This is a genomic window from Candidatus Methylomirabilota bacterium, assembly GCA_028870115.1.
Taxonomy (GTDB): domain Bacteria; phylum Methylomirabilota; class Methylomirabilia; order Methylomirabilales; family Methylomirabilaceae; genus Methylomirabilis.
In genome coordinates this window covers 18397-43564 of the sequence record JAGWQH010000112.1, presented here as the reverse complement: position 1 = coordinate 43564, position 25168 = coordinate 18397, and the positions used below count along the sequence as shown (strand labels likewise).

Here is a 25168-nt window from a genome sequence, read left to right as displayed (position 1 = left end):
GTCCCAAGGGTTGGGCTGTTCGCCCATTAAAGCGGCACGCGAGCTGGGTTCAGAACGTCGTGAGACAGTTCGGTCCCTATCCGTCGCAGGCGAAGGAAATTTGAAGGGAGCTGTCCTTAGTACGAGAGGACCGGGATGGACGAACCTCTAGTGTGCCAGTTGTTCTGCCAAGGGCATCGCTGGGTAGCTATGTTCGGAAGGGATAAACGCTGAAAGCATCTAAGTGCGAAGCCCACCCCAAGATGAGATCTCCCGGGCGTAAGCCCCTGAAGACCCCTTGTAGATCACAAGGTTGATAGGCCAGACGTGTAAGCGCAGGAATGCGCTCAGCCTACTGGTACTAATCGGTCGTGCGGCTTGACCCCAATTTTTTTTCTCTGTATTGGATTCTCGGTGATGAAGAAGATCGCGCTTATGATCGCGGGGATGACGATGGTCTTTACGGCCTTCGTCACTATGACAGCTTGGTACGGGTCTGGACGGAACGTAGCGGCCGAGGAAAGCACTACCGCGATCAAGTCGACACCGTATAAGGTTGATCTTAACTCGGCGTCGATTCGGGAACTTAAGCAGCTCCCTGGGATGGGCCCAGAGCTGGCGGAGCGAGTTCTTCAGCACCGGCCATACCATAAGCTTGACGAGTTAATCTCCAGAAAGGTGTTGGGTCGAAAAGAGTTCGCTAGAATCAAGGAGCGAATTCGCGTAAATCCGACTCAGGCAGGAAACTCGATGCCGTAGGTTGTGAGTTCGATTATAAACGTGAAAGATCCGGAAAGCTTATGAAGCATTCCTGGTGGCCATAGCGGAGGGGAAACACCCGTTCCCATTCCGAACACGGAAGTGAAGTCCTCCAGCGCCGATGGTACTGCGTGGGCAACTGCGCGGGAGAGTAGGTCGCCGCCAGGATTTAATTGAGAAGCCCATACGGAAGGCCGTGTGGGCTTCTCGTTTTTGTGCGTGGTGGCTCGTTCTTGATAACCTGACGAGCGGATCATTGCGAGATCAGGCAGGCTACCGATTTGCCTGTTGCGACAACGGATGAGGGGATCGGTGTGAGGTGGAAGAGCCGGGTTCACCAATTATTGGTAGGGTCAGCCGTTCTGTTTTGGGGATTCGTGGTTACGGCGGCCCTCTTGTCCTGGGCAGAGGGCGCCCAAGTGACGTTGTATCTGAAAGAGGAACGGGTGACTCTTCCATCTGTTCAGATCCATGGCGCAGAATATCTGTCACTGAAGAGCCTGGCCAAGGTTGTAGGAAATCCTCCGATACTGGCACGGACGCGTGGAACCGTGCGGATTCAGCTTGGGAGCTCTTCCCTTGTATTGACAGTAGGCTCTCAGAAGGTTCGAGTGGGAAAAAGCGTTGTTGTGCTGTCCGAGTCGCCTCGCCGATTTGGAGGCGGCATTATCGTGCCGCTCGAGTTGCTGCCGATTGCGCTGGGTGCGCGGTACGGTGAAAACTATGTAAATTGGGATCCTGAGACGCGGGTAGCGCGGATCGGTGAAAGGGCATACTCGGTACGTCTTTTACGAGTACGTGCATACCCTGATCACACGCGGGTTGTCGTGGAAGAAACCCGACCGCACGATTTCGTTCTTAGAGAGGATGGCGCATCAGGACGAGTTGTGCTGGAGCTGAAGCGAGGGATCGTAAGCCCCTCAATCCGATCGAGCCAGGTGCCTGACGGTCTTGTGGCCTCCATCGAAATACAGCAGCTTGATAACGACAGCCGGATTACAATCCACGGAGCAGAGCGCCGTTTACGGAGCAAAGTCTTTGCGTTGGAACGACCTGATCGGATTGTAATCGATCTCTTTCCTCGCGAAGGGCCAGAGCGTAGTTCGCGACAAGCCGAGACCGTAACGAAGACGACACCTGAACGAGCAGATAAGCTGAAACCGGTGGCTCGAGGTGTCGAGTCGACTGAGCCCTCTGACCTATTGTTGTCGCGACAGTTCGTCAAGACGGTGGTGATCGATCCCGGCCATGGAGGAAGAGATTCTGGTGCCATCGGCCAGTCAGGAGCAAAGGAGAAAGATATCGTTCTGGATATCGGTATCAGGTTACGGCAACTGATCGAAGAGAATCTCGGGATGAAGGTCATCATGACTCGGACGGAGGATGTCTTTGTCCCGCTAGAGAATCGGACAATGATTGCCAATCGACACCGAGCCGATTTTTTTATCAGTTTGCACGTCAATGCAGCTCCCAGAAGTCGCGCTGTCGGCTTTGAGACCTATTTCTTGAGCCGTGAACCATCGGATCGTGGTGCAAGGGCTTCTGCTGTCAGAGAGAACACAGCCCTCAACCTTGAGGGCGTCGGTCAGGACGCGCAGCGAGGTCTGAAAACCGTTCTTTGGGATCTGGCTCAAACGTTCTATGTCAGAGAATCCAGTGAGTTGGCGGAGCTGCTTCTGAACGAACTCGGGCAGAATCTCAAGGTGGATAATCGCGGGGTCAAGTCGGCGCCTTTCTTTGTTCTGATCGGGGCGGCGATGCCATCGGTCCTCGTAGAGGTGGCCTTTATCACGAACCCGGAGGAAGAGCAAAAACTTGAGCAGGAGACATATCGACAACGGGTCGCACTGGCTCTGCTGAACGGTATCGCCAAGTTCAAGACACGGTATGAAAAACGGGTGGGGTCAATGTCCGCGCCATCGCCTGTCGTCAGATGAAGACTGCGGTTGTCTTGATCGCCTTGCTGGTGGTGACCGTCGGCGCGATCGCTCTTTGGGGTACCAGATCGGTCACAGTGAACAGACCCGCTGCCCAACGTACTGCCTTAGAGACAAGGAAGCCGGCGTTTGAACGTGCAAAGAAGAGCGTGACGCTCTTCTTTTTAGCCCGTGAGGGCTACTCTTTCCGCGAGGAGAACAGAGAGATAGAAAGTGGGACGACGACAGAGGATGCCAGACGGACCTTGACCGAGCTGGTAAAAGGACCGAAGGGTGGCGACCTCGTGCCGACAGTCTCTCCGGGAACCAAGCTTCTTAACCTGTTTATTGATTCCTCCGGAACTGCGTACGTCGATTTCAATCAGGGGTTTCGGGATGGTCTGCCGGGAGGTGCTCAAGAGGAGCTCTATACCGTATTCTCGATTGTCAATACGCTCGCCTCGAACTTTGCCCAGATTACGCGTGTGCAGATCCTTATAGAGGGGGCCGAGATTTCCACATTAGCAGGACACGTTGATACACGAATGGCCTTGCCTCCCCAGTACGTCTTTTGAGATGGCGGGTAGGCGAACGCGCGAAAGGAGAGCCTGTGAGGAGTGATGGTCGAAAGATGGACGAGATCAGGCCGTTGAAGGTGGACCGCGGCTATCTCAAGCATGCCGAGGGGTCACTGCTCATTGAGGTCGGCGAGACCAGAGTCCTCTGCACAGCTACGGTGGAGGAGAAGGTTCCACTGTTCCTGCGCGCAACCGGTCAAGGATGGGTCACGGCGGAATATGGGATGCTTCCCCGCGCGACGAAGACGAGGACTCCACGGGAAAGTGCAACCGGGAGGGCCAGCGGTCGGACATTCGAGATTCAGCGTCTCATTGGCCGATCCCTGCGAGCGGTGATCGATCTCACGCGACTCGGGGAGCGCACCGTGCTGGTCGATTGTGACGTAATCCAGGCTGACGGAGGGACTCGAACCACGGCCATCACAGGAGCCTTTGTCGCGATGGCCGATGCGCTCTTTCGTCTTCAAGAGAACGGCCAACTCAAGGGACCGCTTCTGAAAGATTTCGTAGCTGGCGTGAGCGTCGGGTATGTGGAGGGGGAACTCTTGCTGGACCTCAACTATGCAGAGGACTCGATGGCTGATGTGGATATGAATATCGTGATGACGGGCTCCAAGAGATTCGTCGAGGTTCAGGGAACCGCCGAGGAGGTTCCCTTCGACAAGACCCAGTTGGACCAGATGCTTCACTTGGCGACGCAAGGCATCGACAAGCTTGTTGACCTTCAACGTCAACTTCTGGGGGCTGAGATTAACGGTCTCAAGATGTGAAGATGTAGCTTGACATCGGGGGGCGAGGTTTCTAGAATGCAGTTGGTCTTGGCGACGGCAAACGCGGGAAAAATTCGGGAAATCGTGACCATCCTCAGCGAGCTGAGGATTTCTTTTTTATCGCTTGCCTCGCTTCACGGGTATATACCGCCGGTCGAGTCCGGCGCTACGTACGCTGAGAACGCTGCTGCTAAGGCTCAGGCGGTTGCAGCGTTCAGTGGTTGTTGGGCTCTTGCGGATGATTCCGGCATCGAGGTGGAAGCCCTTGGAGGACAGCCCGGGGCTCACTCCGGCCGGTACCTCGGCCTGACGGCCACTGATCTGGAGCGTAACCAGCGGATCCTTGAGTTGCTGAAAGGGATACCGCTCGTACGACGGCGGGCTCGTTTTCAGTGTGTGGCGGCCGTGGCCGGCCCCGGAGGAGAGTTAACGCTTTCTCATGGAAGTTGCGACGGGATCATCGCCGAATCTCTGAGCGGCAATAGCGGGTTCGGCTATGATCCTATTTTCATCGTTCCAGACCTTGGTGTGACGATGGCCTCGCTTCCACCGGAGGTCAAGAATAGAATCAGCCATCGCGCGCGGGCCCTCGAGAATATGAAACCGTATTTGCAACGCCTCTCCCTTGCCGCAGCATGAGCTGATCGGAGATTGACCTCTTGGCGACTGGAGTTGGAAAAGATGCAGAGCGGGGCGTGGCGCAGCCTGGTAGCGCACCTGCTTTGGGAGCAGGGAGTCGGAGGTTCAAATCCTCTCGCCCCGACCACACAAAAAGGTGTAAGATGTTCGCGCCTGTAGCTCAGCCCGGACAGAGCAACGGCCTCCGGAGCCGTGTGTCGCCCGTTCAAATCGGGCCAGGCGCGCCAGAAATACAAAGTCCAGGGTTTAAAGAGTAGACGATATGGGAATGGTATGGTGAGCGTAGCTCAATGGCAGAGCACTGGACTGTGGCTCCAGGGGTTGAGGGTTCGAGTCCCTCCGTTCACCCCACGCGCCCATAGCTCAGTTGGACAGAGCGCCGGACTTCGAATCCGTAGGTCGGGAGTTCGAGTCTCCCTGGGCGCGCCACAAAATACAGGGTTAGGGTGTAGGGTATGGGGTTTGAGAATGACAATCCGACAGTTCGCCGATTTGTTGTATTTTCTAAACCCTAGCCGCTTTACCTTATGCCCTGTTCTGCTGCGCCCATAGCTCAGCCGGACAGAGCGGCTGCCTTCTAAGCAGTAGGTCGGGAGTTCGAGTCTCCCTGGGCGCGCCACGTTGGTAGTGATCACTAGATCAGTGACTAGCGATTAGTGGTCAGCAGGAAAGGCTGTTTTTCTAGACGGGCCGTTAGCTCAGTTGGTAGAGCAGCTGACTCTTAATCAGCGGGTCATAGGTTCGAGTCCTATACGGCCCACCAACGATATAGATGGTAGGCGCCGCATTCGATCCGGTTAATTGTCATGGTCGAGTGCAGCGAGGCCATGGTTAACAGGATATTGGTCCTACCGTGACAATCAGAGGCGAATCGTCCGTCGGGCCATGGCGCGCTCCCACTTCGTCTCGGCGTTCTCATCAAACACGAGCGTTTCGTCGGCCGTGACGATCTCCCAAGCGCCTGCCTTGATTTCTGCCTCGAGCTGGCCGGGCGCCCAACCGGCATAGCCTAATGCAAAGAGGCTCTTGCGCGGACCGGTCCTGGTACCCATGGCCAGGAGGATCTCGGGCCGTGCCGTTACGGCGATACCAGCCTTGACGACCTTAGTACCCTCGCTCTTGTAGTCCGCGGTATGCAGGACGAATCCCCGGTCCGGCTCTACCGGTCCTCCAAAGTGTACGCGAATCTTCCCTTTGACTCCTGTGCCTTCTAACCCGGCCTGTTCTAGTAGTTCGGACAGGGGCACTTCCCCGATCGGCCTGTTCAGGATGAGACCCATCGCTCCTCCCGCGTCATGGTGAACGACATAGACCACGGAGCGGAAGAATCGCGGGTCTCGAAGGTCATCTCTGGCAACCAGAAGCTGACCGGCGAGCGCAGGGGACTGGGCGGCAGCGGCCATCCTGGATGCGATGCTTGCGCTCGACGGACCTGGTTCCGATGTCAGTAGCCCCGCAATAGCTGCCAGGCCCAAAAGAAGCCACAGGATGGAGCCGATCTTAGCAAGACGAGGCATGTCTGCTGTTCCCCTCGCGTCGGTCTGATCTCATGCGCGGAAATCAATCAGTAGCTGATCGCAAGCTGATAGGCGTTGTATGAGCCCCAGCCGGTGACTTGATCGTACCCAGGACCGGCTGAGAACCCAGCGGTTGTTCCGCTGCTGTTATTCCCTATCGTCACGTCATGGAAGTCATTGGGTACAATCACGCCAAGACCGTACAGTCTTGGATTAGCGTTGCCGAGTCCAGCGCCACTCTTGCGTTGATTTACAATCGCGAAGAGTCCTGCCCATTGAGGGGCCGCCAGGCTGGTTCCCCAGGCGCGGTAAAGACGGCCATTATAGACGAGCAGGTTGCCGGGGGTAGGGCCGGCTTCCAGACTCACATCCGGCACATCGCGTCCCCCGTCTGCCGGGGTCACGTCGTTCTGATAACTTGGCTTGCCGAAGATCATGCTCTTCCCGCCGCCACTGCCGCTCCAGGCCGTCTCGCTGCCATAGCCTGTGGCGGTTCCGGAGCTGTTAAAAGGTGTGGTCAGGGTCGTACCGCCGACAGCGGTGACGAACGGGCTTGAGGCCGGAAAATCGACCTCCGGTGTGGTCCCACCATTGCCGCAGTCGTCGGCCCCCCCATCACCGGAAGCGGCAAACCAGCTCTGTCCCTGGGCGGTGCCTTGCTTGAAGATGTTGTTATCGGTCGTCATAGTAGCGCGTGGCATTTGTGTTTCGCAGAGCCCCCAGCTTGTGCTGACAACGCGCGTAGAGGAGAGACTCGAGTTTGTGACGATATAGTTGTAGACCGTTGTGAAGGTCGAGAGGAGCGCGTTCTTCCCGATGACGCCCTGGATCTTGGCGCCAGGAGCCATGGCGCTGGACCATTCCACGTCCAACGTCGTCTCGTCGCCAAGTGTGGTTGTCATTCCTGTTGGGAAATACCATTGGAAACGGCTACTGGGACTCTTAGGAAGACCGGAGTTCTGCTCGAAGCTGTTGATATCCGCGACCTTGAAAGTGTAGGCCGTGGCGATCGCTATCTTCTGGCTCGCGCCGGTAGATCCGGCGTTAAAGAGGGGAGTGAAGTTATACGCCGCGTAGAGGTCTTTCGGGCCGAAGAGCGTTGTGCTGCCAAGTTTCAGGTGAGGCAGTACGTTACCGGTTGCTTCAGAAGGCGTGTAGGGGATGGCATTCAGATGAGGCGTAAGCTGGCTCAGATCTTCAAGTCCCTGGATAGAGCTGATGATACCCGCGAGTTCGGCTGGAACTTGAGGATCCCGGGCGTTAGCATAAAAGAGCTGGTCGTTGCGGCGGTAGCGGTTGATAGAGACGCCGAGAGCTGCTTCGACCTGAGCGACGGAGCCGCGGGCGTTGATGATGAGGCGATTAGGCCACGTCTGGGTGACCGTAAGACCATGCGACTGGAGCCATTTGATGACGTTGCCATGAGCCTGCTCGGTAGGACCGAACCAGGCGCCAAACTCGTCGGGGCTTAACCATCGGTGGAACCAGGGTGAGGATGGATCGTGCTGGGCGGCGAGGATCGCATCCAGGATCGGCTGATTCCGAAGCGAGAGACCCACGACAAGATCGAGGACGTGGGCGCGATCGGCCCGACCTTCGAAGATAAGGTGCTTCAGGGCGGGGTGTATGTGCTGTGGAAGGGTGATCGTCTCAGATTGGGCCCGGACCCACGGAGCCCATGAGGTAATCAGAGCAACTACCACGATGAGGATAGATAACCAACGCGTCTGTTTCCCAAGAGCGATTCCCGTGTTCATGAGATCCTCCTTGAGGTTAAAGGAAGCCGACAGAGTCGCGTGAGCGATGTCACGAGTACACTCTATTTGATATCGGCGTAAATGTAAAAAATAATGTATCCATAGGGAGTAAGCAATATTTGTACCATGCGCATGATCTGATTTGGGATGAGAATGGAGGCGTGTTGCGCAGACCATTGAGCGAGCAAAACCCTCACGTTGACCTGGAGTGGCAATGGGCTGACGAAAAGGGGCGCTGCTAAGCCAACTACGGACGCTCTTAAGAAACTTTTTCGGGCGAGTAGAAGTGCGGTGAGCTTATGAGAGGGGCGCGGGGAGGTCGGAGCGGCCCATCAGGTATTGGTCGATACCGCGGGCAGCGCTGCGGCCCTCGGCAATAGCCCAGACGATCAGCGACTGACCGCGCTGCATGTCGCCCGCCGTGAAGACGCCCGACACGCTGGTCATCCAGCTCTCATCCCGCCAGACGCTGCCGCGCTCGGTGAGTCGTACGCCGAGTTCGTTCAGTAGCCCATTGCGCTCTGGACCCAGAAATCCCATGGCCAGCAGGACGAGATCGACCTCCATCTCGAACTCGGTGCTCGGAATCGGCTTGAAGCTCATCCGGCCGTTTTCGGTCGTCATCTCGACCCGATGGGCGTGCAGCTTCTGAACCTGCCCATTTTCTCCTGAGAAGCTCGTGGTGGAGATCGAGAACTCCCGATTGCCGCCCTCTTCATGAGCGGACGAGGTTCTGAGGACGACGGGCCACTGCGGCCATGGGTTCTCCGGCGCGCGGGTGTCTGGCGGACGCGGGAGTAGCTCAAACTGGTAAACGGAGAGGGCCTCTTGCCGGTGGGCGGTCCCGAGACAGTCGGCGCCGGTATCGCCGCCGCCGATGATGACCACACGCTTTCCGTTAGCCGTAATGAACGCCTCGTCAGGGATGACCTCGCCCTGGCATCGCCGGTTCTGAAGGGTGAGATACTCCATCGCGAAGTGGATACCACGCAGTTCGCGTCCGGGGATCTTGAGGTCGCGCGGCGCCGTGGCGCCTCCGGCGAGCAGGATCGCATCGAACTCTCGCCGCAGCTCTTCAACGGGCACATTCATCCCTACGTTCGCGTTGACCCGAAACTGGATCTCCTCCTTCTGAAGCTGGTCCAGCCGACGGTCCAGGACCCGCTTCTCCAGTTTAAACTCCGGGATCCCGTAGCGCAACAGACCGCCAATCCGGTCGGCCCGCTCGAAGACCGTGACCCAGTGACCGGCGCGGTTGAGCTGCTGGGCCGCGGCAAGTCCTGCCGGGCCTGAGCCGACCACGGCGACCTTCTTACCGGTGCGCACGGCGGGGGGCTCCGGCCTGATCCATTCTGCCTTAAAGGCATGTTCGATGATGGCCAGTTCGATCGCCTTGATCGTCACCGGATCGTTGTTGATACCGAGGACGCACGATCCTTCGCATGGTGCTGGGCAGGCGGTCCCGGTAAACTCGGGGAAGTTGTTCGTCGCATGCAAACGCTCGATGGCGTCCCGCCATCGGTCGCGGTAGACCAGATCGTTCCAGTCCGGGATGATATTGCCAAGCGGGCAGCCGCGATGGCAGAACGGGATGCCGCAATCCATACAGCGCGCCCCCTGCCGTCTCAGCGTCTCCGTCGGCCACGGCAGCATGACCTGCTTCCAGTCGTGGATCCGCTCCTCGACAGGCCGGTACGGCTGTTTTTCGCGCTTGAATTCGATGAAACCGGTCGGCTTACCCATGGGCACCCACCATCACCGCCTGCTCCCATGGGATCCCTTCGAGCTCGGCCCGTTTGAGCGCTTTCATCGCCCGTTTGTAGTCTTTGGGTATGACCTTGACGAACTTTGCCTCTATTGCCTGCCAGTGTTTCAGAATCCGATCAGCCACCGCGCTGCCGGTATAGTGGAGATGGCGGTTCAGCAACTCTTGGACCTCCTCGATATCCTCTTCTGCGCCCAGCGGCTCAATATCAACCATACTCAGATTGCATCGGTTTTTGAAGTCGCCGGCCTCGTCCAGCACGTATGCGACGCCGCCGGACATACCGGCGGCAAAGTTGCGTCCGGTGCCGCCGATGACGACGACGCGGCCGCCGGTCATATACTCACAGCCGTGATCGCCGACCCCCTCCACCACCGCATGCGCGCCGCTGTTACGCACCGCGAACCGCTCGCCCGCGAGCCCGCGAAGGTAGACCTCACCCCTCGTCGCGCCATACAACACCACATTGCCGACCAGGATATTCTCCTCCGGGGTGAACGTCGCCTCGCGCGGCGGGAATACAATAATCTTACCGCCCGAGAGACCCTTCCCCAGGTAGTCGTTGGCATCGCCCTCCAGGATCAACGTGATGCCTTGAGGGATAAAGGCGCCGAAGCTTTGCCCGGCAGCACCAGTGAAGTGGATCCGGATCGTGTCGTCGGGCAGTCCTTCGCCTCCATAGCGGTGAGTCACCTCGTAACCTAGGATGGTGCCCACGGTGCGGTTGACGTTCCGAATAGGCAGATGCAGTTCCACCGGCTCGCGCCGTTCCAGTGCAGGCCGGCAGCGCGGGACGAGCGTCGTCCTGTCCAGCGACAGCTCCAGCCCGTGATTCTGCTCCCGCACCTTGCGGATGGCTACCTCGGATCCCACCTCCGGGCGGTACAAGATTGATGAGTAGTCGAGCCCGCGCGCCTTCCAGTGGTCCACCGCCTGCTTCATCTCCAGCCTGTCCATGCGGCCGATCATCTCGTCCATAGTGCGGAATCCGAGCTGTGCCATCAACTCGCGCACCTCCCTGGCGATGAAGCGGAAGAAGTTTTCGACGTACTCGGGCTTGCCGGTGAAGTTCTTCCGAAGCTCGGGATCCTGGGTGGCGACCCCGACCGGGCAGGTGTTCAGGTGACAGACGCGCATCATGATACAACCCATCACCACCAGCGGCGCCGTGGAGAAACCGTACTCTTCAGCGCCGAGCAGTGCGGCGATGACGACGTCGCGTCCGGTTTTCATCTGACCATCGACCTGGACGACGATTCGATCCCGGAGCTTGTTCATCACCAGCACCTGCTGCGTCTCGGCCAGCCCCAACTCCCACGGCAGCCCCGCGTGCTTGATGGAGCTGAGCGGAGAGGCGCCGGTGCCGCCATCGTGCCCGGAGATCAGTACGACATCGGAGAACGCCTTGGCTACCCCCGCCGCGATAGTACCGACGCCAACCTCTGCGACAAGTTTTACGTGAATTCGCGCAGTTGGATTACTATTCTTCAAGTCATGGATGAGCTGTTTGAGATCCTCGATGGAGTAAATATCATGGTGTGGCGGCGGCGAAATCAACCCTACGCCAGGGGTCGAGTGCCGCACCTTGGCGATCCATGGAGAGACCTTGGCGCCGGGGAGCTGTCCGCCCTCGCCGGGCTTGCTGCCCTGCGCCATCTTGATCTGAATGTCGGTGGCGTTGACCAGATACTCGCTGGTTACACCGAAGCGGCCGGAGGCGACCTGCTTAATGGCGCTTCGACGCCAGTCGCCGTTGGGGTCCGGCGTGAAGCGCGCCGGGTCCTCGCCCCCCTCGCCGGTATTAGACCGGGCGCCAAGCCGGTTCATCGCGATGGCGAGGGTCTCGTGCGCCTCCTGGCTGATCGAGCCGTACGACATGGCCCCCGTGGCAAAGCGCTTGAGGATCGATTCGACAGACTCGACGTCCTCCAGTGGAATCGGCTGCTCGGCCAACTTGAGGTCGAACAGCCCTCGAAGGGTACACAGGTTGCGGTTACGATCGTTCACCTGCTCTGTATACTCCTTAAAGATCGGGTACTGGCCGGTACGGGTAGAGTACTGAAGTTTGGAGATCGTCTCGGGGTTGAAGAGATGAGATTCGCCATCGCGCCGCCACTGGTATTCGCCGCCCCACTCGAGATCAGGCTGGCCGACGGGTCGATTGGGGAAGGCGCGGCGGTGTCGGAGGATCACCTCTTCGGCGACGACATCGATACCGATGCCGCCGATTCGGGACGCGGTCCAGGTGAAGCATCGGTCTACGAACGCCTTGTCCAGGCCGATCGCCTCGAAGATCTGGGCGCCGCGATACGACTGAATCGTGGAGATCCCCATCTTGGAGATGACCTTCAGGACGCCCTTGTTCAGTGCCTTGATGTAGTGCTTGACGGCCTTTTTGTGGTCCAGTTCCGGCAGCAGCCCCTCTCGGATCATATCGTCGAGCGTCTCAAAGGCAAGGTACGGGTTGATCGCCCCCGCGCCATAGCCGATCAGCAGCGCCGCGTGGTGGACTTCGCGCGGCTCGCCGCTCTCTATAACCAATCCGACCCTCGTTCGGGTCCCTTCCCGGACCAGATGGTGATGGACGCCGGCTGTGGCCAGCAGGGCGGGGATCGGCGCCAGTTCCTTACACACGCCCCGGTCGGAGAGGATGAGGAAGGTGTAGCCGTCGGCAATGGCCTGGCTGGCCTTCCGGCACAGCTCCTCCAGCGCCCGCTCAAGACCGCTGCCGCCTTCGGCTACCGGGAACAGCATCGGCAGCGTGACCGATCTGAAGCCGGGCAGATCGACATAACGGATGCGCGCCAGCTCCTCGTTATCCAGGACCGGTGTCTTCAGCTTGATCTGCCGGCAACTCTCAGGTTCCGGCCTGAGCAGGTTGCGCTCCGGACCGATTGTCGTCGCCATCTGCGTGACCAATTCCTCCCGGATTGCGTCCAGCGGCGGATTCGTCACCTGGGCGAAGAGCTGCTGGAAATAGTCATACAGCAGGCGAGGTCGGTTGGAAAGGACGGCAAGCGCCGCGTCATTTCCCATCGAGCCGACAGGCTCCTCACCCCTCAGCGCCATCGGACCCAGCAAAAGACGCAGGTCCTCGTGGGTGTAACCAAAAAGCTGCTGTCGTTGCAGCACGGTCTCGTGATCCGGCTCGTGGACATGCGGGGGCGTGGGAAGCTCCTCCAATGGGACCAGGTGCTGTTGCAGCCACTCCCGGTAGGGATGCTCGGCGGCAAAGGCGTGTTTGAGTTCTGCGTCGTCGATGATCCGGCCCCGGGCGGTATCGACCAGGAAGATCCGGCCGGGGTGCAGGCGCTCCTTGATCAGGACATTCTCGGGCGCGATATCCAACACCCCCACCTCGGAAGCCATGACCACGAGGCCGTCCTTTGTCACGTAGTAGCGCGACGGGCGCAGTCCGTTGCGGTCCAGCACTGCCCCGATCACGGTCCCGTCGGTGAACGCGATGGAGGCCGGCCCGTCCCACGGCTCCATCAGGCAGCCGTGGTACTCGTAAAACGCCTTACGCTCGTCGCTCATCGATTCGTGGCCGCTCCAGGCCTCCGGGATCATCATAAGGATGGCGTGGGGCAGGGGACGGCCGGCCATTACGAGAAACTCCAGAACGTTGTCGAAGATGGCCGAATCGCTCCCGCCCTCCAGCACGATCGGGAAGATCTTTTTGAGGTCCGGCAGCAGTTCGGACTGGCACAACGCTTCGCGGGCACGCATCCAGTTGATATTGCCGCGCAGCGTGTTGATCTCGCCGTTGTGCGCCATATACCGATAAGGGTGACCCAGCGGCCAGGAGGGAAAGGTATTGGTGGAAAAGCGCTGGTGAACGAGCGCCAGCGCCGATTCGACCGCCTGATCCGTCAGATCTGGAAATATCGTCTCGATCTGATCACCTATCAGCATCCCCTTGTAGACCAGCGTGTTGGAGGAGAGGCTCGGGACGTAGAAGAGCTTTCGCTGCGCAAGAGTCGAGGAATAGACTATATGCTCGACCTGTTTGCGGATTATGTAGAGCTTTCGCTCGAACGACCGGTCGTCCTGGATAGCCGGGTTGCGGCCGATAAAGATCTGCTTGAAGGCCGGCTTGGCGGCCTTGGCGCTGGGGCCGATCGGCGAGTCGTCGGTCGGCACGTCCCGCCATCCCAGCAGCGCCTGCCCTTCCTCCAGAATGATCTCCTCGAAGGTTGCCTGGCATTTGGCGGCTTGTGAAGGGTCGGTCGGAAGGAAAACCAATCCGGCACCGTAGTGTCGCGGAGCGGGCAGGGTGATCCCGATCTTCCCGCACTCGCGGGCGAGAAAGGCGTGGGGCATCTGAATAAGGACGCCGGCCCCATCACCCGTGTTCGGCTCGGAGCCGCACGCGCCGCGGTGCAGCAGGTTCTTCAGGACCGTCAGCGACTGCTGGATGACGGTGTGGGACTTGCGTCCCTTAATATCCACCACGAAGCCCACACCGCAGGCGTCATGCTCGCAGGTCGGGTCGTACAGGCCCTGTCTGGGCGGGATTCCGTAAGGGGTCACAGACACCAAATCCGTCTGGTCAGTCACACAGTTCTCCTTCTATCTTTTTATCGTCGATCCATGATGTGCGTTTAAATATAGCCGAAACCGATGGGTAAGTCACGTGAAATACAGCCATACCGAGCAACAGGAAATCCTCTCCTTCGCGGGTCTCCTGGAAGACGAGGCGGAAAATTAGCGGCGGAGAACCCCAAGCAGATCGGGCATAGTTTGATAGCGTTCTTCGATGCTGCTGTCAAGCGGAAAGTGGCGGAGTCGCAGAAGATGGAGCGAGCTCGGCGTGAGGACTCTCACAGACCGGCTTGTCTTACATCTCAAAACGACGGGCATTGCTGTATAATATATACAATGACTACGAGATGGCTTATAGTCGCGAGCAGTGGCATGAAGGCGAATATCACCCGGCTCACCATTGCCGTGAGAAATGGGCGTGGATTGGTGGGCGGATTGAAAAAGGTCGCCCAGCCAGCCGCTCCATTTGTGTCGGCTCTTTTTCTTCTCTCCGTTCCCATCGTGTCCGGTGGGCTGCTTGCGCTGTATCTGAATGGTTTCTTCACATGGCCCGATTTCTCGCGGATACAGGACCGCCGTGAAACGAGCGTCCTGTACGCAGAGGACGGTGAAGCGTTAAGAGAGTACTGCACCTATTGCCGTGAGATGGCCACACTGAGCGAGATGGGACGCTTCCCAACGCTCGCGGTGCTGGCGGAAGACAAAGCGTTTGAGAAACGGCTGACACCGGTCAGCGGACGCGGTATCCTGCGGGCGTTGTGGCAGGATCTCAAAACGCTGAGCCTCGAGCAGGGGGGATCGACCATCACCCAGCAGGTCGCGCGTATGCTGTTTGCAGAAGAGGAACGCCGACAAGAGCAGGAAACCAAGGCGGTGAGCGCCAAATTATGGCGGAAGGGGAGAGAGCTGTGGTTCTCGATACTGCTTGAGGGACATGTGGACAGAAAACACATCCTCGAGCTGTACCTCAACAATGTCTTTTGTGGACACGGGCGATACGGCGTCAAAGCGTGCAGTCAGTACTACTTCCATAAGCAGCCGGCTGAACTATCGATCGCAGAAGCTGCGATGCTGATCGGCACCTGGCGGACCCCGCAGTATTCTCCTTTCATCAACCCGAAAGCGGCGTTGAGGCTTCGAGGAAGGGTGCTCGACCAACTCGCCGGCGAGCAGGTCATTACTAAAGTGCAGGCAGAAGCATGGCAAAAGCTGCCGCTCCCCCAGCGACAAGAGCTTGACCCATGTAGAGCGCTCCATGTCGCCGAATTTGTTCGTCGACAGATCGTTGAGAAGACGCGACTGGTTGATCAAGGGCTTAAGGTGCACACCAGCATCAACTGTGGCTGGCAGCGAGCGGCGGCGGATGCGCTGCACGAGTCGATGGGGGCCATGAAGGCTCGGAATCCCGCGTTGACGGATTTGCGAGGGGTGGCCATCCTCATCGATGCCAGGACCGGCGCGCTCAAGGTGTTTACACAGGAGCCACCGTTTCAGGAAAACGAGTACTTGCTCAACCAGATCAAGCGACACTGCGGATCAGCCTGTAAACCGTTCTTCTATGCGACCTGGATCCTGAAGGGTGGGAGACTTTCGTGTCAGGATCAGGGCTCGGGGCCCTGCCAGTTGGACGATTCCTATGGCGTTGCGGAGGGCAAGTCCGCGCTCTCGATTGCCATGGGCCGTGGCCGGGGCAGGCACCATATCCAGAACTTCCCCTATGAATCACTGGCGCGGTATGTCGGGATCAGCGAGCCGATCCGCTGCCTCGCCGAATCACGAAACGCCTGCACCATGAGCGCGATGAGGGACGTTCGAGCGGTCGTCAGAGGCTCACGGGTGCCGAGACTGGTCTACAAGGAGGAGATACTCGGGCTCATGGCCCGACTGGGTATGCACCTGTCCACGATAGATCCGGAACGCGCCAAGCGAGACGGGATCGCGCTCATTGCGCCAGAGGTCGCCCAGCGGTTCGGGCTTCCCGAGCACACAATCGATCCCGGGCTCACGGTTGCGATAGGTTCGATTGACGTCTCGCCCCTTGATATGGCCGTCGCCCTGGCCGGACTCATGGGAAGCCGGGTCGAGCCCTACGCGATCGAGGAGATCGAAGAGCCATCCGGCGATGTGGTATACGACAGCACGCCGAGAGAGCCTGAGAATGCCTTCCAGAAAATCGTTGAGGAGGAGTTGGCCGCGCGGCTTGAATTGGAAAAGGTCCGAGGCGGCTCCAGCGGCGAACTGACAGTCGAAGAAAGGCGCAAGATTGAGGCAGACGCAAAATCGGAGGCTGAGAAGCTGGTGCTGGCCATAACCCGTGGGCTTCGTGCGCCCATCGAGTTTACGCATGGGACAGGAAAACTCGTGACCACGGGTGATCCGGGGCGGGGCATCCCTAAGCTGGATTTCCCGGTGATGGGCAAGACCGGTACCGCCACCAACGGGAAGGGGGAAACCACTGATAACTGGTTTTATGGCTGTTCGCCTTCCTATTGCATGGCGGTGTGGATCGGACGGGAAAAGAAACTGCCCATGGAAACGATCATAGAGACGCCTGGTGGCCGGAAGATTAAAGTTCAAGAGACCGGAGGCCGTAATGCGCTGCCCGTGTTTATCAAGACGATGAAGGCGGTCTACGAAAACCGCCCCATAGAGACATTTCCTGAGGCGACGGACCCGAAGAAACCGTTTCTGTTCTCCCTGCCGCTTTCGCCTGCTCCTCTGGTGATACCGAAAGAGGAGGCGGGCACTCCGCATGCCACCGAACACATGACGAAAGAAGACACAGTTCCGGGCGACCGAGATGACTTCTAGTTCTTACAATTTTTTGCTCCCCTCTCCCCGCTGGGGAGAGGGTTCGGGTGAGGGGGGTTTTAGGACCCATATCGCAGCATTTCTTACGTCTGTAGTCGTGATCCTGTTCATATTGCTCGCAAGCAGTTATCAGGCGTTGGCTCAGCCCCCGCTCCTTGAAAAGATTAAAGAGGCTCAGAATCGACTGGAGGGGCTTGAGTTAACTCATCAGATTACTACGGTTCAAGAAGCTATTCCCGTTGCCAGGCCATCGAAACGGCGAGGACGAAGACGTGCTGCTCGTTACGTAAAGCATCCGGCGCTGATGCGGGACGTGGCGCTAGTGGGGCTGAATAGCAAAACCGGAGAGCTGAAAGATTTTATCTTCAAAGAAACCGTTCTGCTTGAACGTAAGAACCACCCTTACGTGAAGCCTCCTCAAGTCATTGCTGAAGAGAACAACTGTAGGTTAATGTGGCGTGGCGGCAGCCGCTGGGGCTTTAACAGGGATCTGCTGCTCACCTGCAATGGTGAAGATTTTGTCATCATCAACCTTACGATGTGGACGTCTCGTACAGCGCGCACCGTGGTGGTTGACTCCAAAACCGGCAAACGGACATGCCGCCAAGGCCCGGCAGAGCTACTTATCGGTTCCTATGTCCCTTACTCCTCGGAACTCCATACGCCCGAAATCGCAGAAGAGGGGCGCAGGTATCTGGAGCGGGCCATCTTACAAGCGCTTCAAGATCTGGACGACCTTAACGTGACATCCAAGACGTTTACTGAAGAGAACCTGAGTGAACTCGCCTCAATTGACTTTATTCACGCGCTTCTTGTTGATGAGCATATGGATCCGGAGGAATTCAAAAACAATGAGAAAAACGGGACGCTATCACGGCTCATCGAAAAGTACTGGGTAGAGGTCGCCGTTAACCAGGATTCAGCGTTCAGGATGAGTGTCTCGCCCGCCGGGGCAGTGGGCATCAGCCAGTTTATCTGCCCCACCTACGCGCGGATTCTTAACGAATCTCCTGAAGCCAAGCTTGATCCGGTATTTGTGCATGGTATGCAAGATCATGTAAATGCCGTTAAGGCTTCAATCACCCTTTTTGACTCCGACATGTCATTCTGGTGGACTCCAACGGTCAAAAAAATCTGTTCCATCTCTACTGAAATGCTCGAAGACTGCTGGGCCGCTTCCTATAACGGAGGTCCCAATAGATTGAATAGGGTGATTGCGAAGCGCGGGAAGGACTGGGTTAAGAAAGGAACGATGATTCGGAACACGCGTCGCTACTTTGCCTCCAGACTCAAAGAAGAGACCTATACCTATCTCGCAAAGCTTGGGAGCATACGGGAGTATCTCTTGACCCTTGAAAAAAGGTACCCTGTCAACAGCAACGGAAACGGACCCTCCAGATAATGGGGTGTGCAGACCTCATATAATCTATGAAGGGATATATCGTACTGTATGGAATCTAAAGATCTAGAATAGTGATGAGTAGAGCTTTTTCGGTTGTTAAGAAGAGTGAAGGGTGAGGGCGACAAATTCACATGATGCTACTAGCCGTTTTGAGATGAAGGGGATATATTAGCGGTAGTATTGCTGTCCAACCTGTCTGCCCACTGAGGTGGCCCTTGAACAGAGCGAGAGGACGGATCAACCGTAATTTGATTGACAGTAAGCGGTCCTTCGTGTAATGGTAACGACCCGAAGGGCGTGCTATTTCCGCCGAGCCTTTTCAGAGGCTACTAAGAGCGTAGACGTGATGAGAGCGTGCCGCAGTTTAAACCCAGCGTGAAAGGAGGGGCAACATGGTCTACCACATCATGTGTGAAGTTAAGCCAGAGCAAGAGGCGGCGTTGGATGCCTTCTTAACTGGCAAGATGAAGAAGTTCTGGCTCGCGAACCCGGGGGTCTCGAGGTTCCACGTCTACGGGGACCATTTAGCTAATAAGTTGGAGCGAATCGTTACGATTGAAGTTGGCGACTTCGGCAACTTTGATAAAATTCTGGCCCTCGATGAGCGTAAGGATCTCCGCAATGAGATGATGACGTTAGCCTCAAATGTTCAGAGTCGGGTTCTACAAATGATCGAGTAGGACTCAGAAGCTACGGTAGTTTTCAAGACGAAGGAGGCCCCAAGGCTGGGCCTCCTTCTGTTCTTGGTGGGTCCGCGTTACCCAGTTACCTTGTCGAGGAATCCGAGCAAAACATGATTGAACGCTTCCGGTTGCTCCAGGTTGCAGAGATGCGAAGCGGCACGCAGAATGGCGATTTCGGAGGAGGGGAGGGCGGCGCGAATCTCCTGCGCCATGGTAACCGGAGTCCCGGGATCGTTCTCACCCGCAATGACGAGGGCCGGGCAGCGAACGTTACCGAGACGATCGGTCACGTCGATCGTCGGGATTGCGTAGCAGCAGCCGATATACCCCTGTGGAGGCGTACCTCTGATCATGGCGCGTACACCGTCTATCACACCCTGACGACGCTCCAGAAACGCCGCCGTGAACCACCGCTCAATCGCCGGCTCCACCATCGGTTTCATCCCCTTCGTTTCCACGGTGCGGATTCGCTCCACCCAGGTTGACCGGACGGCGGACGGGTAGCGACTGGTGGTGGAGCAGAGGACCAGGCTTCGGACCATCGACGGGTACTTCAGCGCAAAGATCTGGCCGATCATTCCACCCATGGAAATTCCCACGAAGTGCGTCGCTGTGACGCTAAGTCCGGTAAGCAGTCCGTGCAGGTCGTCAGCCATCTGTTCGAGGCTGTAAGGGCCGGGAGGAACGCTGGTCTGACCATGCCCTCGCGTATCGTACCTGAGTACCCGATAGCGCCCGCTGAGTGCCTTAGCCTGCTCGTCCCAGAGAGAGAGGTTGCACCCGAGGGCGTGGCTCATCGTTATCACCGGCCCATCTCCCTCGACCGTGTAGTGGATCTCGATGCCGTTAGCAGTGAGCTTCATCTAGCCACTTTCAGTAGCCGGTGACGTATGGAAGAGACCCGGCCACCCGATCGATATCCTCTCTCGCCTCCAGCAGGACGCCCATCGCGTTCCAGGTTCCCGTCAGGAGCTGATTGCGGGTTCCGTCAGGGATCATGGCGGGAATCGTCCGGTCGCCAAAGCGCACCAGCCGATTCTCCAGATCGAGCATGATCTCCTGATCCGGATGCTGCGCCAGGACCTCCGCCAATTCCGCCAGGTCCTTCCGGTGCGACGTCAGGCAGGGGAGCCCAATCGCCGTACAGTTGCCGAAGAAGATCTCAGCAAACGACTCGCCCACGATGCCCCGGATGCCCCAGCGTCGGAGTGCCTCCGGCGCATGCTCTCGCGAGGAGCCGCAGCCGAAGTTTTGGCCGACGACCAGGATCGTCGCAGCACGGCACCGGGCCTGGTTAAATGGATGATCCGGCATCTGGCGGCGGTCGTCCTCAAAGACGTGAGCCTCAAGCCCCTCGAAGGTGATGCATTTCAGGAAGCGGGCGGGGATGATCCGGTCTGTGTCGATGTCGTTGCCGGGAAGCGAAATCGCGCGACCGGCGATCCGGCGTCGAATATCGTCCTGCCTGCCTGTGCGTGGCCCGCAGACAGGTCTCATGGCAGCATCTCTCGCACGTCTGTGATCCGCCCTTGGATGGCCGCCGCCGCCACCATGGCCGGGCTCATGAGGAGGGTCCGGCCCGTGGGGCTGCCCATGCGTCCCTTGAAGTTTCGGTTACTGGAAGCGGCGCAGATCTCGCGGCCAGTCAGCTTATCCTCATTCATCCCAAGACAGAGCGAACAGCCCGCCTTGCGCCACTCAAACCCGGCCGTCAGAAAGATCTCGTGCAATCCCTCGGCCTCGGCCGCCCTAGCCACTGCCTGGGACCCTGGAACGACGAGGGCCCGGATCCCCTTCGCCACCGTTCGCCCCCGGACAACCTCGGCCGCAACCCGCAAGTCAGAGAGACGTCCGTTGGTGCAGGAGCCGATGAAGGCGACATCGATCGGCGTCCCGGCGATTGGCCGGCCGGACTCAAGGTCCATGAAGGCGAGTGCCTCGGCCCAGGCAGCCCGGTCCACATCGGGCGCGTCGTGTGGATGCGGGATCCGCTCGCCCACCCCTATCGATTGCCCAGGGTTGATGCCCCAGGTGAGCATAGGCTCAATCGAGGGGGCGTCCAGTCGGATGACATCGTCGAAAGCAGCATCGGGATCAGTCACCATGCCCCTCCACCAGGCAACAGCCCGGTCAAACGCCTCGCCATGCGGCGCAAACGGGCGTCCCTTGAGATATTCGAAGGTCGTGGCGTCGGGATTCACATAGCCGACGCGCGCCCCGCCCTCGATGCTCATGTTACAGATAGTTAGGCGCTCTTCTATCGACATCGCATGAATGGCTGATCCCGCGTACTCATAGGCGTAACCCACCCCGCCATTCACACCCAACCTGCCAATGATCGCCAGGATCACATCCTTGGCGTAGACCCCACGCGCCAGCCTGCCTTCTACCCGGATTTGCCGGAGCTTTGGCTTCGCCATTGCCAGGCATTGGGTCGCCAGGATATCGCGCACCTGACTGGTGCCGATGCCGAACGCCAGTGCCCCCAACGCCCCGTGGGTGGAGGTGTGGCTGTCGCCGCAGGCGATGGTTATGCCCGGCTGGGTGAGTCCAAGCTCCGGCCCGATGACGTGAACGATCCCTTGCCGGTCGTTGTCCAGGTCAAAGAACGAGATGCCGAACTCCTTGCAGTTTCTGGTCAGGTGGACGGTCATCTGCTCGGCCATCGCGTCGGCGAAGGGGCGGAGTTGCGAGGCGGTGGGGACGATGTGGTCGAGGGTGGCAAAGGTCCGATCCGGGAAGCGGACGGTGAGCCCCGCCTCCCGCAGCATCTGAAAAGCCTGCGGGCTGGTCACCTCGTGGATCAGGTGCAGGCCGATGAAAAGCTGCGTCTGCCCCGAGGGCAGCGTTCGAACCGTATGGGCCCGCCAGACCTTGTCAAGAAGGGTTTCAGCCATAGCGCTGTTATTGTGCCAGAAGGTAGCGCCTGCCGCAAGCCCGATCGTCGCACGGGATTCATAGGCTGGTCACTGAGGAGCTTGACAAGTCCGTGGAAAGGCTGGAGAATCGCGCCAGTTGTCGAAGGGCTTAGAGCTTAGTAAAGGACAGCACTCGCTCGGCGAAGTGCTTGCACTTGCGAAATCCGAGGCGGTTTTGATTCACTCAGTGACAGGCGAGACTTCGTCCTGGAGCACGCAGATGATTTTGACCGCGAGGTAGCTGCTTTAGGCGGCAGCGCGAAGCTGGCGTCTTTCTTAGGCGATCGATCAAAGGAGACCGGGGACATCAGCGACCAAGCGCGCGCAGGTCACGGCTTGATGTGGACGACCGGGACATTGAGAGCCTGAAGATCCTCGACCTACCATGAGCAACTGGAAGAAGACGCGGGAAAAGCTCCTGCTGGGCTCGGCGGACGCGAGCATGGATTTCGAGGAAATCTGTGTGATGCTGCGACATCTCGGGTTCTCTGAGCGCCAGGGGCACGGGAACCACCGTATCTTCTACAAGGAAGGGGTGACGGAAATTATCAACTTGCAGCCACGCGGCGGCAAGGGGAAGCCGTATCAGATGAAGCAGGTCCGACAGATCCTGCTGCGTTATCACATGACGGAGGATTGATATGAGCAAGTACGAACTCATTATCTACTGGAGCAGGGAGGACGATGCCTTCGTAGTCGAAGTACCGGAACTGCCCGGCTGTATGGCCGATGGGGCTACCTACGAAGAAGCCGTAGCCAATGCGCAGGCGGCTATTCGGGAATGGGTCGAAACGGCCAAGGCGATTGGGCGGCCCATTCCTCAGCCCAAGGGACGCCTCATGTACGCGTGAAATAGCGGAGGAAGGTCGGTGGGTCCGAGATCCCATAGCGATGAGATGCGATTGGCCTCCGGCATTACAAGAGCGTTCAAGAAGCTATTGGCCGCATTGTAGCCGCATCTCGCCCCACGAAGGTCATTCTGTTTGGGTCTCGCGCGCGGGGCGAAGCGGACGAGGGTTCCGATGTTGACGAGAAGTTGCAGAGGCCATACAGAATAAGCCCCATCACAGACAGAGGGAATGAGCTACCCCGTGGCAAGCTGCGTGGTATCGTCTTCTGTTCTGGCCCGTCATTCCGCCTGCCTGTGCGCCTCCGCACGCAGACTGACCATACCAGCAGCGTTTGTCGGAGGGCAAAGGGTCAGAAAATCGCTTGCTAACCGCTGAATACGATTCTAGAATCCGCCATCAATACAAAACTCGTTGGCGGGAATAGACCGACCAATGTACTCAATAGATGGCGTGGACGCTTCGCGTCGGCCATCAAGCGGCTGCAGCGGATAGTCGTCCACGCGAGCACGCTCGTGCGTACGCCCGCCGCTGATCCGCAGCCCCACTGGTCATTTCTTTGAGTGTCGTGGAAACCGCGGCTTTTTATTTTGGAGGAAGTCATGCCAAACCCAAACGCCCCGTTTCATCCGATCATCTATGTCCGCGGCTACGCCATGACTGAGCGAGAGCAGGATGAAACTACCGCTGATCCGTTCTGCGGTTTCAACCTCGGCTCGACGGTTTATCGCGCCACGCCGGAGAAGGACAGACCCGCAAAGAAATTCATTTTCGAGTCTCCCGTGTTGCGGCTTACCTCTGACTACGAATACGCAGATATTTACGAGAATGGGCTGGATATCATGGACACCGACTGGGAAGGCACAATCCCGCCTAGATCGATAGTGATCTATCGCTATTATGAGCAGGCCTCTACACTCCTAGGTACCGGAACGACTCCAGCAATTTCGGATTTCGCGAAAGGGTTGAGCCAGTTGATCCTTCGCATTCGTGATCTGGTCTGTGCTCACCCGGACAGCGGGATTACTCCAGAGAATTTTCGCTGTTACCTGGTCGCGCATTCGATGGGGGGCCTCATTTGCCGCGCCTTTCTGCAGAACCCTGATCTGGGGGATGATCAGGCCCGACGGTACGTGGACAAGGTATTTACCTATGCTACGCCTCACAACGGCATTGATATGGCTGGGCTCAACGTTCCCAAATGGCTAAGCGCTATGGACATGAACAATTTCAATCGCGAGTACATGGCCGGTTATCTCAAGCTGGAATCCCTCTACAAGGCGACCGGACGCGTGGATTGGCTGCCGGAAGAGACCTTCCCGTCTGACCGGTTCTTTTGTATGGCCGGTACGAATCGGGCGGATTATGAGGTCGCCATGGGTCTGTCCAGGACCTTCTCCGGGCACGGTAGCGATGGGTTAGTCAGAATTGAAAATGCCTCGGTCTGGGGCGTGAACAGCAAAGGGCAGGTGTCGACCCCATGTGCCACTGCGTACGCTTACCGTTCCCACTCGGGCTATTTCGGCATAGTCAATAGCGAGGAGGCGTATCAGAACCTCACGCGCTTCCTTTTCGGAGACATACGGGTCGACATCTGGGTGGACGTGGAGGCGGTTCAGGTGCCGCCTGATATCCAGGGCAAGCCGGTTAACGCCCTCTACCAGTTCGAGTTGGTGGCCTCGCCTCGTGGCAAACGCTGGTATCTCACGCGCCGTGTGGCGGAAGAGGATTCGGTTGCCTGCCGCAGCCATCAGGAACTCGTGGACCCAGCGAACAAGAGCGCCAGGAGTATATTTCTGTCTTCCGTATTCCTGGCCAATCGCGCCCGCGTCAACCCGGCACGCCCTTCGCTCGCGTACGGTCTGACTCTAGGAGTGCGCGTACCGGATTATGAGGTTGAGCGCAAATTCTGGCCCGACGCGCATTTTGAGGGTGGATATCTGTTCCGGGATACGATGATCATCGAGATCGTCCCACCTCAACAGGCAGGCGAGAGCTGGACAGTCACCTTCGACTGGCAGAGTAAGAATCTCGGTCGCGCCAGCCAGTCCCTCGCCTACAAGATACTCCAGAGCGGCAAATTGCAGATGGCAGTTCCGTTCGATAGCAAGAGCGCGCCGGGCATTTCCGGTCAACTGCGATTTGTAGTTTCCGCATGGAATGCCTGAGCACGTGGTTCTGGTGTAGTGTCCGATAAATTCCTTTACACCGCATTTATGATGAGCTTGTCGAACCATGAATGGAACTGGCCGAAATGCTTCACCCTTGGATAGGCTCGGGG

18 protein-coding genes, 6 tRNA genes, 2 rRNA genes and 1 pseudogene are annotated in these 25168 nt (G+C 58.2%); 20 read left to right on the top strand and 7 right to left on the bottom strand.

Annotated elements, in window-relative coordinates; all coding sequences use genetic code 11:
- The 13 genes from KGL31_13895 to KGL31_13835 all read left to right on the top strand — a co-directional run.
- Positions 1 to 365: ribosomal RNA gene (locus KGL31_13895) — 23S ribosomal RNA — on the top strand; the annotation flags it as partial.
- Positions 366 to 432: 67 nt separating this feature from the next.
- Complete coding sequence (locus tag KGL31_13890) at positions 433 to 738, top strand: helix-hairpin-helix domain-containing protein (GenBank protein ID MDE2322974.1); 306 nt, start codon at positions 433 to 435, stop codon at positions 736 to 738.
- Positions 739 to 789: 51 nt separating this feature from the next.
- Positions 790 to 906: ribosomal RNA gene (gene rrf / locus KGL31_13885) — 5S ribosomal RNA — on the top strand.
- Between the two features lie 278 nt (positions 907 to 1184).
- Positions 1185 to 2675, top strand: coding sequence for an N-acetylmuramoyl-L-alanine amidase (locus KGL31_13880; GenBank protein MDE2322973.1), 1491 nt, complete (start codon positions 1185 to 1187; stop codon positions 2673 to 2675).
- Positions 2657 to 3229 (top strand): GerMN domain-containing protein, encoded by a 573-nt coding sequence (locus KGL31_13875; GenBank protein MDE2322972.1) that lies wholly within the window; start codon positions 2657 to 2659, stop codon positions 3227 to 3229. The genes KGL31_13880 and KGL31_13875 overlap by 19 nt, the downstream gene beginning before the upstream one ends.
- Before the next feature lie 35 nt (positions 3230 to 3264).
- Positions 3265 to 4002: a ribonuclease PH gene (rph, locus tag KGL31_13870; protein ID MDE2322971.1), complete on the top strand. Its 738-nt coding sequence runs from the start codon at positions 3265 to 3267 to the stop codon at positions 4000 to 4002.
- Between the two features lie 36 nt (positions 4003 to 4038).
- Positions 4039 to 4641 (top strand): RdgB/HAM1 family non-canonical purine NTP pyrophosphatase, encoded by a 603-nt coding sequence (gene rdgB / locus KGL31_13865; GenBank protein MDE2322970.1) that lies wholly within the window; start codon positions 4039 to 4041, stop codon positions 4639 to 4641.
- A 50-nt stretch (positions 4642 to 4691) separates the two neighbouring features.
- A tRNA-Pro gene (locus tag KGL31_13860) sits at positions 4692 to 4768 on the top strand.
- Positions 4769 to 4790: 22 nt separating this feature from the next.
- Positions 4791 to 4868: transfer RNA gene (locus tag KGL31_13855), tRNA-Arg, on the top strand.
- A gap of 49 nt (positions 4869 to 4917) precedes the next feature.
- Positions 4918 to 4992: transfer RNA gene (locus KGL31_13850), tRNA-His, on the top strand.
- Between the two features lies 1 nt (position 4993).
- Positions 4994 to 5070, top strand: a tRNA-Arg gene (locus KGL31_13845).
- A 113-nt stretch (positions 5071 to 5183) separates the two neighbouring features.
- Positions 5184 to 5260: transfer RNA gene (locus tag KGL31_13840), tRNA-Arg, on the top strand.
- Between the two features lie 68 nt (positions 5261 to 5328).
- Positions 5329 to 5404: transfer RNA gene (locus KGL31_13835), tRNA-Lys, on the top strand.
- A gap of 97 nt (positions 5405 to 5501) precedes the next feature.
- On the opposite strand, the gene KGL31_13830 is transcribed toward KGL31_13835, so the two are convergent.
- The 4 genes from KGL31_13830 to gltB form a co-directional block, all read right to left on the bottom strand.
- A complete protein-coding gene (locus tag KGL31_13830) occupies positions 5502 to 6044 on the bottom strand; it encodes a YqgE/AlgH family protein (protein ID MDE2322969.1) in 543 nt (180 codons plus the stop codon).
- A 161-nt stretch (positions 6045 to 6205) separates the two neighbouring features.
- On the bottom strand, positions 6206 to 7915 hold the full coding sequence (locus KGL31_13825; GenBank protein ID MDE2322968.1) for a S8/S53 family peptidase: 1710 nt from the start codon (positions 7913 to 7915) through the stop codon (positions 6206 to 6208).
- A 297-nt stretch (positions 7916 to 8212) separates the two neighbouring features.
- Positions 8213 to 9658 carry a glutamate synthase subunit beta gene (locus tag KGL31_13820; protein ID MDE2322967.1) on the bottom strand — a complete coding sequence of 482 codons (1446 nt, stop codon included), beginning with the start codon at positions 9656 to 9658 and terminating at the stop codon, positions 8213 to 8215.
- Positions 9651 to 14240, bottom strand: coding sequence for a glutamate synthase large subunit (gene gltB, locus KGL31_13815; protein MDE2322966.1), 4590 nt, complete (start codon positions 14238 to 14240; stop codon positions 9651 to 9653). The genes KGL31_13820 and gltB overlap by 8 nt, the downstream gene beginning before the upstream one ends.
- A gap of 357 nt (positions 14241 to 14597) precedes the next feature.
- On the opposite strand from gltB, the gene KGL31_13810 reads away from it, so the two are divergent.
- The 3 genes from KGL31_13810 to KGL31_13800 all read left to right on the top strand — a co-directional run bounded on the left by KGL31_13810 (position 14598) and on the right by KGL31_13800 (position 19118).
- Positions 14598 to 17036, top strand: coding sequence for a transglycosylase domain-containing protein (locus KGL31_13810; protein MDE2322965.1), 2439 nt, complete (start codon positions 14598 to 14600; stop codon positions 17034 to 17036).
- A gap of 97 nt (positions 17037 to 17133) precedes the next feature.
- Positions 17134 to 18438 (top strand): hypothetical protein, encoded by a 1305-nt coding sequence (locus KGL31_13805; protein ID MDE2322964.1) that lies wholly within the window; start codon positions 17134 to 17136, stop codon positions 18436 to 18438.
- A 392-nt stretch (positions 18439 to 18830) separates the two neighbouring features.
- Entirely contained in the window at positions 18831 to 19118 is a 288-nt protein-coding gene (locus tag KGL31_13800; protein ID MDE2322963.1) for a hypothetical protein, read from the top strand.
- Positions 19119 to 19195: 77 nt separating this feature from the next.
- Here KGL31_13800 and pcaD read toward each other — a convergent pair whose 3' ends face one another.
- From pcaD to leuC, 3 genes are read right to left on the bottom strand one after another with little or no spacing between them, the layout of a single operon-like run.
- Positions 19196 to 19984, bottom strand: coding sequence for a 3-oxoadipate enol-lactonase (gene pcaD, locus KGL31_13795; GenBank protein ID MDE2322962.1), 789 nt, complete (start codon positions 19982 to 19984; stop codon positions 19196 to 19198).
- Between the two features lie 10 nt (positions 19985 to 19994).
- Positions 19995 to 20618: a 3-isopropylmalate dehydratase small subunit gene (locus KGL31_13790; GenBank protein ID MDE2322961.1), complete on the bottom strand. Its 624-nt coding sequence runs from the start codon at positions 20616 to 20618 to the stop codon at positions 19995 to 19997.
- A complete protein-coding gene (leuC, locus tag KGL31_13785) occupies positions 20615 to 22018 on the bottom strand; it encodes a 3-isopropylmalate dehydratase large subunit (protein ID MDE2322960.1) in 1404 nt (467 codons plus the stop codon). The genes KGL31_13790 and leuC overlap by 4 nt, the downstream gene beginning before the upstream one ends.
- A 406-nt stretch (positions 22019 to 22424) precedes the next feature.
- Between leuC and KGL31_13780 the strand changes: the two genes are divergently transcribed.
- The 4 genes and pseudogenes from KGL31_13780 to KGL31_13765 all read left to right on the top strand — a co-directional run bounded on the left by KGL31_13780 (position 22425) and on the right by KGL31_13765 (position 25055).
- Entirely contained in the window at positions 22425 to 22679 is a 255-nt protein-coding gene (locus KGL31_13780; protein MDE2322959.1) for a type II toxin-antitoxin system HicA family toxin, read from the top strand.
- A gap of 1 nt (position 22680) precedes the next feature.
- Entirely contained in the window at positions 22681 to 22890 is a 210-nt protein-coding gene (locus KGL31_13775; protein MDE2322958.1) for a type II toxin-antitoxin system HicB family antitoxin, read from the top strand.
- A 50-nt stretch (positions 22891 to 22940) separates the two neighbouring features.
- A pseudogene (locus KGL31_13770) lies at positions 22941 to 23122 on the top strand (nucleotidyltransferase domain-containing protein).
- A gap of 367 nt (positions 23123 to 23489) precedes the next feature.
- Positions 23490 to 25055, top strand: a complete 1566-nt coding sequence (locus KGL31_13765) for a hypothetical protein (GenBank protein MDE2322957.1) — start codon at positions 23490 to 23492, stop codon at positions 25053 to 25055.
- The last annotated feature ends 113 nt before the right edge of the window (positions 25056 to 25168 follow it).

Coding starts and splice junctions, on each gene's coding strand:
- KGL31_13890 (MDE2322974.1), top strand. CDS start 433: ATGGTCTTTACGGCCTTCGTCACTATGACAGCTTGGTACGGGTCTGGA.
- rdgB (MDE2322970.1), top strand. CDS start 4,039: ATGCAGTTGGTCTTGGCGACGGCAAACGCGGGAAAAATTCGGGAAATC.
- KGL31_13830 (MDE2322969.1), bottom strand. CDS start 6,044: ATGGCCGCTGCCGCCCAGTCCCCTGCGCTCGCCGGTCAGCTTCTGGTT.
- KGL31_13825 (MDE2322968.1), bottom strand. CDS start 7,915: ATGAACACGGGAATCGCTCTTGGGAAACAGACGCGTTGGTTATCTATC.
- KGL31_13820 (MDE2322967.1), bottom strand. CDS start 9,658: ATGGGTAAGCCGACCGGTTTCATCGAATTCAAGCGCGAAAAACAGCCG.
- KGL31_13810 (MDE2322965.1), top strand. CDS start 14,598: ATGAAGGCGAATATCACCCGGCTCACCATTGCCGTGAGAAATGGGCGT.
- KGL31_13800 (MDE2322963.1), top strand. CDS start 18,831: ATGGTCTACCACATCATGTGTGAAGTTAAGCCAGAGCAAGAGGCGGCG.
- pcaD (MDE2322962.1), bottom strand. CDS start 19,984: ATGAAGCTCACTGCTAACGGCATCGAGATCCACTACACGGTCGAGGGA.
- KGL31_13790 (MDE2322961.1), bottom strand. CDS start 20,618: ATGAGACCTGTCTGCGGGCCACGCACAGGCAGGCAGGACGATATTCGA.
- leuC (MDE2322960.1), bottom strand. CDS start 22,018: ATGGCTGAAACCCTTCTTGACAAGGTCTGGCGGGCCCATACGGTTCGA.
- KGL31_13780 (MDE2322959.1), top strand. CDS start 22,425: ATGAGCAACTGGAAGAAGACGCGGGAAAAGCTCCTGCTGGGCTCGGCG.
- KGL31_13775 (MDE2322958.1), top strand. CDS start 22,681: ATGAGCAAGTACGAACTCATTATCTACTGGAGCAGGGAGGACGATGCC.
- KGL31_13765 (MDE2322957.1), top strand. CDS start 23,490: ATGCCAAACCCAAACGCCCCGTTTCATCCGATCATCTATGTCCGCGGC.